Below are 11,551 nucleotides of genomic sequence, written 5' to 3'. Positions count from 1 at the left end.
GGGGAAGCACAATGTTTCATCGTATTGAAGAAGCTCTAGAAGATTTAAAACAAGGAAAAGTCGTTATCGTATGTGATGATGAAAACCGAGAAAATGAAGGCGATTTTATTGCTTTAGCAGAGTACATTACACCAGAAACGATTAATTTTATGATTACACACGGTCGTGGTCTCGTTTGTGTACCGATTACGGAGGAGTACGCAGAACGTCTACAGTTAGAACCAATGGTATCTCATAATACAGATTCACATCACACTGCGTTTACAGTGAGCATTGATCATGTTTCTACAACAACAGGGATTAGTGCTCATGAACGTGCAACTACGATACAAGAATTGTTAAACCCTGTATCAAAAGGCTCTGATTTCAATCGCCCTGGACATATCTTTCCATTAATTGCGAAAGAAGGCGGTGTCCTGCGCCGTGCTGGTCATACAGAAGCCGCTGTCGATTTAGCCAAACTTTGCGGGGCAGAACCAGCTGGAGTCATTTGCGAAATTATAAATGAGGACGGTACGATGGCACGTGTACCTGATTTACTAGAGTGCGCAAAACAATTTGATATAAAAATGATTACAATAGAAGATTTAATTGCTTATCGCCGCCATCACGAAACACTTGTGACGAGAGAAGTGGAAATTACATTACCTACAGATTTCGGTACTTTCCATGCAATTGGCTATTCTAACTCATTAGATATGAAAGAACATATCGCGCTCGTAAAAGGTGATATTTCAACAGGCGAACCTGTACTTGTACGCGTTCATTCAGAATGCTTAACAGGAGATGTATTCGGTTCGTGCCGCTGTGATTGCGGACCACAGCTACATGCTGCACTTGCTCAAATTGAGCGTGAAGGAAAAGGTGTTCTTCTCTATATGAGACAAGAAGGACGAGGCATTGGCCTTCTGAATAAGCTTCGCGCTTATAAGTTACAAGAAGAAGGGTTAGATACTGTAGAAGCAAATGAAAAACTTGGGTTCCCAGCTGATCTTCGTGATTACGGTATTGGCGCTCAAATTTTAAAAGATTTAGGCTTACAAAGTTTACGATTATTAACGAATAATCCACGAAAAATTGCTGGCTTACAAGGTTACGATTTAGAAGTAACCGAGCGTGTACCGTTACAAATGCCAACAAAAGAAGAAAATAAAACGTATTTACAAACGAAAGTAAGCAAATTAGGACATTTACTAAACTTATAATTAAGGGAGAGATACATTATGGTATTCGAAGGTCATTTAGTTGGTACAGGATTAAAAGTTGGGGTTGTTGTTGGACGTTTTAATGAGTTTATTACAAGTAAGTTACTTGGCGGAGCTTTAGATGGATTAAAGCGTCACGGTGTAGAAGAGAATGATATTGATGTTGCATGGGTTCCTGGTGCATTTGAAATTCCTTTAATCGCTAAAAAGATGGCCAATAGCGGAAAATATGATGCTGTTATTACATTAGGTACAGTAATTCGCGGTGCTACAACACATTACGATTACGTTTGTAATGAAGTAGCAAAAGGTGTTGCGTCTTTATCACTACAAACGGACATTCCAGTTATTTTCGGTGTATTAACGACAGAAACAATTGAACAAGCGATTGAACGTGCAGGTACAAAAGCTGGTAATAAAGGATATGAATCGGCAGTTGCTGCGATCGAAATGGCTCATTTATCAAAACAATGGGCTTAAAAAAGAGGCTACGGCCTCTTTTTTTATTTTCTCACCTTTTTTCGTACATCTTCTATTAATTCATCCATCGTTTTTCCTTCTGTTTTTATACGAAGAGCTTGTGCTGTTCTCCACACATTTTCTCTCTTTTCCGCTTCTTCTATAATAGAAATTTCCTTCCTCACTTCTTTTAAATCTTTTCCTTCTGTTTCAAGCCCAAAATGTTCAGCTTTCGTTCGAAAATGCTGTTCAATTCTTTGTTGCATTTCTTTTTGTTCAGGATTTTCAGCCGCCTTAACTGGATCAGCACTTATCGCTTTTATTAAAATCAGACAGGTCATAATAGTTAATATGTATTTGTACATGTAAAATCCTCCAACCCGATATAAATTACATTTTTACTATGTACAATTAGGGCTTGGAAAATTCGTCCACAAAATTATTTTTCTCGTCCAAAAGTGACTACTATCAAGCGTTAATGGACTTTTATTACATTTTATTTACAAAAAAAAGCAACCCCTTTAAAGAGTTTGCTTTTCATCTATCTTATAGCGCGCATTCTTCAATCTCAAACCCTAAATCTTCAATCATACCCCAGTCCGCAGTCGGCTCTTGTCCAGCTGTTGTTAAATAGTCCCCGACAAAGATAGAGTTTGCTGCAAATAAACCAAGTGGCTGTACAGAACGTAAATTAAGTTCTCGACCACCTGAAATACGAATTTCTTTTGTTGGATTTACAAAACGCATCATCGCCAGCACTTTTAAACATTCTACAGGTGTTAATTCTTTTTGTCCTTCAAGCGGAGTACCCTTTACAGCAACAAGGAAATTACATGGAATAGAATCCGCATCTAAACGTTGTAATTCAAATGCAATTTCAGCGCGCTGTTCAATCGTTTCTCCCATTCCGAAAATTGCTCCAGAGCATGGAGAAATACCGGCTTGCTTCGCTTTTTGGACTGTATCAACACGATCGTCATACGTATGCGTTGAACAAATGCTATCATAATTGTTGGCATGCGTATTTAAATTGTGATTATAACGATGCACACCAGCTTCTGCTAACTGACCTGCTTGATCTTCATTTAAAAATCCTAAACAACAGCAAATTTTTAAATCTGTCGTTTCACGAATTTCCTTAACTGCTCCAATAACGTGATTTACTTCTTTATTCGTCGGACGACGACCAGATGCAACAATACAATATGTACCTGCTTTACGACGAATTGCTTCGTGCGCTCCTTCAACAATTTTCTCTTGTGTTAACCATGCATACTTATCAATCGGTGCTTCTGAAATAATAGACTGTGAACAATACCCGCAATCTTCAGGACATAATCCAGATTTCGTATTTATAATCATGTTCAACTTTACTTTCTTACCAAAATGATGATGGCGAATGATGTAAGCTGCATTCATAATTTCTAAAACCTCTGTATCATCAGCTTCTAATATTGCAATTGCATCTTCTTTCGTAATCATTTTCTCTTCTACTACGTCGTATGCAAGTTTTTTCCAATCCCTTTTTGTTTGTACTTGTTTCATTTCATCTCTTCCCCTCTTTTGTTATATACGTAAATAAAGCATGATATGTTGCCATTATCCCTTCTTTTCCCGTGAAGTCTCTTTCGTATATACGAAGCATCGTACGAAAGAGTGAAGGGCTTTGACAGTAAGACTCTTCATTACTATTGGTTGCCCCTACTTTTCGAATAGAATGTAGAAACTCCCTAACTTCTGTAAAGCTTTCTATGTAACACGTTTCAGAAACATGTACATTTCCTAATGGATTTTTGCATATATTCACTAACTGTTCTTTCGAAACGAATCGTTGTCCTATTGAAGTACAATTGTGTATCCCCTTTTCTTTCTTAGCACGCTGAAAAGACGTATGCAATTCTTGAAAAGTCGTATTACCAAACGTGGAAAATAATAATATTCCTTCTTCAGACAAATAGTTAAATAAATTTTTCACTGTCTCTTTTAAATCATTAAGCCATTGAAATGTAGCATTTGAAATAATGACATCATATGGATTTTCTAATTTTAATTGTTCAATATCTTCACAGCGAAACATCACATTTTCCAAACTTTTTCTAGTTTTCGCGACTGCAATCATCTCATCAGCAAAATCCACAGCTGTAATATGAGCTTTCGGAAATAAATTTGATAATTGCTCTGTTACATATCCTGTCCCGCATCCAAGTTCTAAAATACGTATCGATGATGTTTCACTATATCGTTCCTTCAATATAGAAAGTAACGAATGCGCCATCTTTTTTTGTACATTTGCATATTGATCGTAGGATACAGCCGCCCCGTTAAACCGTTTTTGCAGTAACGTTTTGTTGATCATGTCGTATCACCTCTACAAATTGAATAATTTCATTTGCGCAATATTCAAAATTCGTTACACATAATGCATGCCCAGCACCGCTTACTACTTTTAGATTAGCATTCGTATTATTCGCCATACTATGGGCTGCAGACAATGGACATATTACATCCTGCTCTCCATGAAGGAGTAACAGCGGGGCTTTCATATCTATTACTTCATTTCTCATATCTGTTTCTATTAAATAATCTAAGCCTAATTGTAAAGACTGAATCGAGTCTCCTTTAAACTTCTGCGCAATCTCTTCAAAACTCGTATTCTCCCTCAGCTCACTTTTTGTAAACATATTTTCATAGAAACGCTTCAAAGTATCTTCTTTTTTTCTCGTTAAATTCTTTTTCATACGTTCTACATGCAAGGAATTCCATCCACTTGTATAGTCACTTGTATTGGTAAATTTAGCGGTACCACCAATTAGTACCATACCTTGGGTCTTAATCTTTTTATAAGCTTGTACTGCCGCTAACGCTCCTAGTGACCATCCAACTAAAATTACATTTTCATCCTGCGCTACATCTATTATTCGCCCCGCAAATTCACTTTGTTCTTTCACGTTACGCCAATCTATACATTGAACAGAATATCCTTTAAAATACGGCAGAACCAAAGTCCAAACACCTTCTTCCATTCCCCATCCTGGAATAAAAATAAGCTTTAGCTCTTTCATACTAAAAACCCCTCTTCTTTGCCAATGCGTATAATATGCTGAATAGCCCATTTTAAATCGGCTATTGTATGTTGTGACGTAACTGCAAAACGGACTCGAGAACTACCAACTGGAACAGTCGGCGGACGAATTGCAATGGCTGCGATACCTACCTCTTGTAACCTTTCACTAAACCGTAAAGTATTTTCATTTGACCCAACTACAATCGGTACAATATGAGTTGAGCTATTCCCAATATCAAAACCAGCTTCTTGTAAATGCGTCCTGAAATATGCACCATTCTCTATAAGTCGCTCTCTTCTTTCGTTATCTTCTTTCACAATTTCAATTGCTTTTCGGATCGCCCCTAATGTTCCTGGTGGTAAAGCTGTAGTAAAAATCAAGCTTCTCATCATATTTTGTAAATACTCTATATAAATGGAATCACCCGTTAAATACGCACCATAACACCCTAAAGCCTTACTAAACGTCCCCATATGTATATCAATTTTTTGAGCAATATCTTTTTCTACATGAGATAATCCTGCTCCACCGATTCCATATATTCCACTTGCATGTGCTTCATCAACTATAATGATCGCCCCGTATTTCTCTTTCAGCTGAACTAAGCCTCTCAAATATGCAATATCTCCATCCATACTAAAAACCGTATCTGTTACGATTAATTTTCTCTTTTCTGGTGACGCTATTTGCAACATCTTTTCTAAATGATCCAAATCATTATGACGATATCTTTTATGCTCTGCTCCGCTTAATATAATTCCATCAACAATACTTGCGTGATTTAATTTATCACTAAAAACCATATCGTGACGACAGGCTAAAGTAGATATAGCACCTACATTTGCTGTATACCCGCTATTTACGATTAATGCTCTTTCAGTACCTTTCCAATCACATATACTTCTCTCAACCTCTTCATACAGTGGATAATTTCCTACAACGAGACGAGATGCTGTCGCTCCAGTTCCATATTTTCTCGTGCAGGCAATAGCAGCTTCTTTCAACCTTTCATCTCCAGCTAATCCTAAATAATTATTCGATGCTAAATTTAGCATCTTTTTCTTATTTCGAATAAGCCATGTCTCTTCCGCTTTCTCTGTTACATGTAAATTACGATACTGCCCTTGCCCCTTTAATTGTTCTACTTTAGATTGAAGATGCGTGCGCCACATTTGATTCATTTTGGATGAGCTCCTCTAATTTTGAAATCATAATATGCTCTTTTGCCGCCCCTAATAATTCTTCCTTTGTAAACTCTCCTTCAAGGAATGGTAATAACCCTAAAACCGGCACGCCACTTAACTCCTCAATCATTATTTTATTTTCTTGCACTCTTTCTTTTTCACATTCTTTACAACCAGACAAAATTACACCCGCTACTGTTAAACCGTGTGCCTTTGCATAAGAAATTGTTAAGACAGTATGATTAACTGTCCCTAGTGTCGGACGCGCTACTACAATAAGAGGAAGCTGTAATTCTTTTGCAAAATCAATCACTAAAGCATCTTCTGTATATGGAACTGCAAGCCCACCAGCCCCTTCTACAAATAGGCTATTAAACTTTTTTAGTAGTTCATTATAGTGATCAGTAATTTCTTTTAACGTTACTGTCCTTCCAGCTCTTTTCATTGCAAGTCTCGGAGCAAGTGGTTCTTCAATGGAATAAGGACAAATTTTATCTTCTTTTGTCGGTACACCCGATAATGCTTTTAATCTTGCTGCATCACCCTCAGGATTTAATGCAACATGTCCACTTTGCAACGGTTTATATACACCAACATTATGTCCACGCTCTCGAAATATACCTGCCAATGCTCCTGTCACTACCGTTTTGCCAACTTCTGTATCCGTTGCTGTTATAAAGAAACCACTCATTACTCTCCCTCCGTAACATCCGAGATTGCTTTATATAAAATGCGTAACATCTCATCAATCTCAGCCACCGTAGATGCAAGAGGAGGCATAAATACAATCGTATTACCGAGTGGTCGCAAAATCATGCCCAGCTCTCTTGAACGTTTACATACTTGAACGCCGACTCTTTCTGTCCATTCAAACGATTCTTTCATTTCCTTATTCTTCACAAGTTCAATACCAACCATTAGCCCACACTGACGAATATCTCCTACGTGCTTATATTCATTAAGAGCTTCTAATTGTGCCGCTACATATTCTGCTTTATGCGCAACATCTTCTATTAAATTAGTTTTTTCATATAGTTCTAAATTTGCAATTGCTACGGCACACCCTAACGGATTCCCTGTATAACTATGACCATGGAAAAACGTTTTTTGTTCTTCATAGCCTCCTAAAAAGGCATTATAAATTTCATCTGTCGTTACCGTAATTGCCACTGGTAAATAACCACCTGTTAAACCTTTTCCGGCTGTTAAAATGTCTGGCGTCACATCCTCGTGTTCACATGCAAACATTTTCCCGGTACGCCCAAATCCAGTCGCTACCTCGTCTGTAATAAATAATACATTGTATTTTGTACATAAATCGCGAAGCCCTTTTAAGTATCCTTTTGGCATTGTAATCATCCCACCAGCACCTTGCATTAATGGCTCCACAATAATAGCTGCTACTTCTTCATGTTTTTCTTGTAGCATTTCTTCCATTTCTTCTAAATGTTTCTTTACAATTTGTTCCTTATTATCTCCATAAGGAGAACGATATGTATATGGATACGGCATTTTAATTGCCTCAAATAATAGTGAACTATACACTTGGTGAAACAAGTCTATTGCTCCTACTGAAACAGCCCCTATCGTATCACCGTGATATGCTTCTTTTAATGTAACAAATCTTTGTTTTTTCGGTTTTCCTTTATGCTGCCAATATTGAAAGGCCATCTTAATTGCAATTTCAACGGCGCTAGAACCAGAGTCTGAATAGAATACTTTCTTCAAACCTTCTGGTACAACTTCAATTATTTTTTCTGCTAATAAAATAGATGGAACGTTAGCAAGTCCTAGCATAGTAGAATGAGCAATTTTATTTAATTGCTCACGAATTGCCTCATCTAGTTCCGGTACTTGATGCCCATGAACATTTAACCAAATAGACGAAACACCGTCCCAATATTCATTTCCATTTACATCGTATAGCTTTCTTCCCTCTCCACGTTCAATAATGACAGGATCTTCTTCTAAATAATCTTTCATTTGTGTAAATGGGTGCCATACGTAATCTTTATTCTTCTTCGATAATTCTTCATATGTATAAGACGATTTTTCACTCGTGTTACTATTAACAGCCACAATTGTCACCCCTAATGTTAACTTATTTATAAATATAGTTAACATTAAAAACAAATGACTGTCAATTATTTTTAAATCAAACAGTTCTCAAAAAAGAACAACTTATCATACGATAAGTTGTTCTACTTTCCATGTTGTATCTTTCCAATTTCTAAAATAATCTCTTCATCTTTTTTTCCTTCTGTATCAATTCCAAGTTGCTTAGCATGCTCAATTAACAAATCATGGCGCTGCTCAAATCTAGCGGTATCTACTTCTTTTGTAACCTCTTCTTTTGTTTTCCCCTCAGTAGAAACTCCTAGTTTAGTAGCTGCTTTTTCCATCGATTTCTTCTCTTCAGTTTCTTTCACTTTCTTCACTTCTGACTGCTGTATTTGCTTTTGTTTCGACTTCTCTGATTCAGCTGCAAAAGCTGTGTAAATTCCAGCACTTCCGCCAACGACTAGTAAGGTGGTAAAAAGAATTATTTTTTTCTTCACTCTTTCCTCCCCTTTCAAATTCATTATAACGCACATTTTTACAGTATGAAAAACATTTTTCCTTTATTTACCTAAAAAAATATCGAATGTTTTTATTGACATGTATGATGAATATATGATAAAAATTTAACTAACATCATATGAATCGGCGTTGATAGGATTTAGTAGTATTTCGTTTTCTGATTTCAGAGAGCTGGTGGTCGGTGCGAACCAGTACAGAGCGATTTATGAATTACCCCCTGGAGCTTCTTTTACGAAACGTGAGGAGTAGTGAAAGACGGTTTAGACCGTTATGTCTAAAGAGTGGTGAAATGAAACTGTTTCACAATTTAGGGTGGTACCGCGAATTTTTCGTCCCTGCATATATTGCAGGGGCGTTTTTATTTTATGAGCGCATATCATATGACCCTTTATTTTGTGATACACTCCTTTCACAAGCTAGGGTGGTACCGCGATTTCTTCGTCCCTGCATAATTATATGCAGGGGCGTTTTTTTATCCAATCATTTCCGTATCATATTGAGATGTTGACAATTACCGGTAATTTGTCACAAAATTCTAAATTTTAGAAGGAAATATACAATATTGGCGAATTTTATATAAAAAAGAGCTATTTTAAATTACTTAGGAGGGGAAAACAATGGTTTCAAAAATTGAATCTGTTCTTTTAACAATTTTTATTTTTTTCTGTATTGGCTTTAGTGTTATCAAATTAGAAGTTTCACCACACATCCCAATTTTATTTGGTATCGTTCTTTTATTAGCATTTGGATTTATGAAAAAAATCTCTTGGTCTACTATGGAAAAAGGAATGATAAGTAGTGTTTCAGCTGGTATTCCATCTATTTTTATTTTCTTACTTGTAGGCGTATTAATTAGTGTTTGGATCGCAGCTGGAACAATTCCAACTTTAATGGTATACGGATTCCAGCTTGTATCTCCTAAAATTTTCGTCCCAACTGTTTTTGTTGTTTGTGCAATTGTTGGAACGAGTATCGGTAGTGCATTTACAACTGCCGCAACTGTAGGACTTGCCTTTATGGGAATGGGTAGTGCTCTCGGATACGATCCAGCTCTGATCGCTGGTGCAATTATTTCTGGTGCATTCTTTGGAGATAAAATGTCTCCTTTATCTGATACAACAAACTTAGCTCCTGCTGTAACAGGTGTAGATTTATTTGAGCATATTCGCAACATGCTTTGGACAACAGTTCCTGCTTTCATTATTGCTTTTATCGCATTTTTCATTTTAGGAAGCGGTACTAGTGGAGACGTTGACTTCACAAACTTTATTAGCACGTTAGAAAAAAACACAACGATTTCTATCGTTACACTTATTCCAATTTTATTACTGTTCCTATTCGCATTTAAAAAGGTTCCAGCAGTTCCAACATTGCTTGCAGGAATTGTGGTAGGAATTATTATTCTCTTTATTTTTAAACCTAGCACTTCTTTAGCTGATTTAATGAAAATTATGCAAGATGGCTACGTTTCTAAAACTGGTATTAAAGACATTGATAGCTTACTATCTCGCGGTGGTCTACAAAGTATGATGATGTCGATTGCTCTTATTTTCCTAGCTCTTTGTATGGGAGGATTATTACAAGGAATGGGTATTATAGCGCAGCTGATGAATATTATCTCTAGCTTCGTAAAAAATAGCACACGCTTAATTATTTCTACTGCTTCAACTGCAATTGGTGTAAACTTCTTACTTGGTGAGCAGTACTTATCCATCGTTTTAACAGGACAAGCATTCGCTAATAAATACGATGAAGTCGGTTTAGAACGTCGTAATTTATCACGCGTATTAGAAGATGCAGGTACAGTCATTAACCCGCTCGTACCATGGGGTGTAAGTGGCGTATTCTTAACAAACGTCCTTGGCGTTCCAACATTCGATTACCTTCCATACGCAATCTTCTGTTTAGCTTGCCCAGTCTTAACGATTATCGTCGGCTTTACTGGATTTGGCCTTTCATGGAAGAAAGAAAAAGCAGTACCAGTTTCATAATATAATAAAAAGGATTACCTTATTCCGTTTTAGTTTATGAAGAGTTGTTGTTACGAGGTCTAATGTCATCTGTTCTGAAACATGGTAAGCTAAAATTTCATTGGTTGAGCTATCTAAAATTGTAGATAAATAAGCTCTTTTATTCTTACCGTAACGTAAACTAAATAAGTGATATCTGTAAGAAGTGTTTTTCCTGGGGTGTTTTGTTTAAATTCTCGATTTAATTGATTCGGCACTACTCGATGTTCTTTTGAAGCTTTCAGCATTCTTTTATAAGGGTTTGCTTTCCGAATCGGACAGACAATCTCATATTTCTTCATGATTCTACGGATACGCTTTAAATTGTAGACAACTTGAAAATGACCCGCCAATGTCATTTTTATTTGACGAGCCCCTTTCTTTCGATTTCTAAATCGAAGTGCTTTTAATATGATTTCTTTCACGATTTCATCTTGATCGTTCTTTTGTTTCCGTTGTTCTTGAGATGAAATGGAAAAATAATTATAGTATCCCGAACGGGATACACCAGCTACTTTACACAAGTAACTCACCATATTTCTTAAGTTATATTTTATGATGACAGAACAAATCAGGATATATTTCTGACTAGGTGATAACGTTATTTCCTTCTCATCCTCCCTTCCATAAGTTTGATCTTTTTTAACAATTCATTTTCTGCCTTTAGTAAGTTCCGTTCGGCTTCTAAACGAGCATACTTCTCTTCTAACGTAAGCTCTCTCTCAAGAGTTCTTCCCGCGTTTTCGGTGCGTGTATCTCGTAAACCAAATACACCATTTTTTCTGTAAGCAGCACGCCATCTACTTCCTGATGACATAATTCGTTTCATTCCAATCATATCTATATCAAAACCACATTCTTCAAAAATATTTCGGGGTAGTTTTCCTTTCGCATTCTCCTCAATAAAAATACGCTTAAATTCATCTGTATAAGTGATACCTTTCTGACTTACAGATTTTATATATGGGTTATTTGATAGAATTTGAATGTCTCTTTCTGTAAATAGCTTTTTTGTCATTTTAAACCTTCTCCGATTCCAATTTTCTCTC

At 36.5% G+C, this 11,551-nt stretch carries 11 protein-coding genes, 1 pseudogene and 1 other annotated feature; of the genes and pseudogenes, 3 read left to right on the top strand and 9 right to left on the bottom strand.

What is annotated here, in order from left to right; translation table 11 throughout:
* The first annotated feature begins 11 nt into the window (after nt 1-11).
* Nucleotides 12-1,205: a bifunctional 3,4-dihydroxy-2-butanone 4-phosphate synthase/GTP cyclohydrolase II gene (gene ribBA, locus NSS74_RS03845; protein WP_002143056.1), complete on the top strand. Its 1,194-nt coding sequence runs from the start codon at nt 12-14 to the stop codon at nt 1,203-1,205.
* An 18-nt stretch (nt 1,206-1,223) separates the two neighbouring features.
* Nucleotides 1,224-1,685, top strand: coding sequence for a 6,7-dimethyl-8-ribityllumazine synthase (gene ribH, locus NSS74_RS03840; protein ID WP_000230892.1), 462 nt, complete (start codon nt 1,224-1,226; stop codon nt 1,683-1,685).
* A gap of 23 nt (nt 1,686-1,708) precedes the next feature.
* On the opposite strand, the gene NSS74_RS03835 is transcribed toward ribH, so the two are convergent.
* The 8 genes from NSS74_RS03835 to NSS74_RS03800 all read right to left on the bottom strand — a co-directional run bounded on the left by NSS74_RS03835 (nt 1,709) and on the right by NSS74_RS03800 (nt 8,471).
* Nucleotides 1,709-2,029 (bottom strand): hypothetical protein, encoded by a 321-nt coding sequence (locus NSS74_RS03835; RefSeq protein ID WP_002088493.1) that lies wholly within the window; start codon nt 2,027-2,029, stop codon nt 1,709-1,711.
* Between the two features lie 181 nt (nt 2,030-2,210).
* The gene (bioB, locus tag NSS74_RS03830) at nt 2,211-3,209 is read right to left on the bottom strand and encodes a biotin synthase (RefSeq protein WP_002014986.1); all 999 of its coding nucleotides are present in this window, start codon (nt 3,207-3,209) and stop codon (nt 2,211-2,213) included.
* A 1-nt stretch (nt 3,210) separates the two neighbouring features.
* Entirely contained in the window at nt 3,211-4,020 is an 810-nt protein-coding gene (gene bioC, locus NSS74_RS03825) for a malonyl-ACP O-methyltransferase BioC (RefSeq protein ID WP_002143058.1), read from the bottom strand.
* Complete coding sequence (locus tag NSS74_RS03820) at nt 3,986-4,726, bottom strand: alpha/beta fold hydrolase (protein WP_002143059.1); 741 nt, start codon at nt 4,724-4,726, stop codon at nt 3,986-3,988. The genes bioC and NSS74_RS03820 overlap by 35 nt, the downstream gene beginning before the upstream one ends.
* Nucleotides 4,723-5,910: an 8-amino-7-oxononanoate synthase gene (gene bioF, locus NSS74_RS03815; RefSeq protein WP_002143062.1), complete on the bottom strand. Its 1,188-nt coding sequence runs from the start codon at nt 5,908-5,910 to the stop codon at nt 4,723-4,725. The genes NSS74_RS03820 and bioF overlap by 4 nt, the downstream gene beginning before the upstream one ends.
* On the bottom strand, nt 5,876-6,604 hold the full coding sequence (gene bioD, locus NSS74_RS03810; protein WP_002143064.1) for a dethiobiotin synthase: 729 nt from the start codon (nt 6,602-6,604) through the stop codon (nt 5,876-5,878). The genes bioF and bioD overlap by 35 nt, the downstream gene beginning before the upstream one ends.
* Nucleotides 6,604-8,037, bottom strand: a complete 1,434-nt coding sequence (gene bioA / locus NSS74_RS03805; protein WP_002033857.1) for an adenosylmethionine--8-amino-7-oxononanoate transaminase — start codon at nt 8,035-8,037, stop codon at nt 6,604-6,606. Before bioA ends, bioD begins: the two co-directional genes overlap by 1 nt.
* A gap of 77 nt (nt 8,038-8,114) precedes the next feature.
* A complete protein-coding gene (locus NSS74_RS03800; RefSeq protein ID WP_002143066.1) occupies nt 8,115-8,471 on the bottom strand; it encodes a hypothetical protein in 357 nt (118 codons plus the stop codon).
* A 142-nt stretch (nt 8,472-8,613) separates the two neighbouring features.
* Nucleotides 8,614-8,833 (top strand) — a binding site (T-box leader).
* A gap of 277 nt (nt 8,834-9,110) precedes the next feature.
* Here NSS74_RS03800 and nhaC point away from each other — a divergent pair.
* Nucleotides 9,111-10,484, top strand: a complete 1,374-nt coding sequence (gene nhaC, locus NSS74_RS03795) for a Na+/H+ antiporter NhaC (protein WP_002143067.1) — start codon at nt 9,111-9,113, stop codon at nt 10,482-10,484.
* A gap of 9 nt (nt 10,485-10,493) precedes the next feature.
* On the opposite strand, the pseudogene NSS74_RS03790 reads toward nhaC, so the two are convergent.
* A pseudogene (locus NSS74_RS03790) lies at nt 10,494-11,520 on the bottom strand (IS3 family transposase); the annotation flags it as partial.
* Between the last annotated feature and the right edge of the window lie 31 nt (nt 11,521-11,551).

Source organism: Bacillus sp. FSL E2-8868 (genome assembly GCF_038005505.1).
Taxonomy (GTDB): domain Bacteria; phylum Bacillota; class Bacilli; order Bacillales; family Bacillaceae_G; genus Bacillus_A; species Bacillus_A mycoides.
This window is presented reverse-complemented; position numbering and strand designations above follow the sequence as displayed.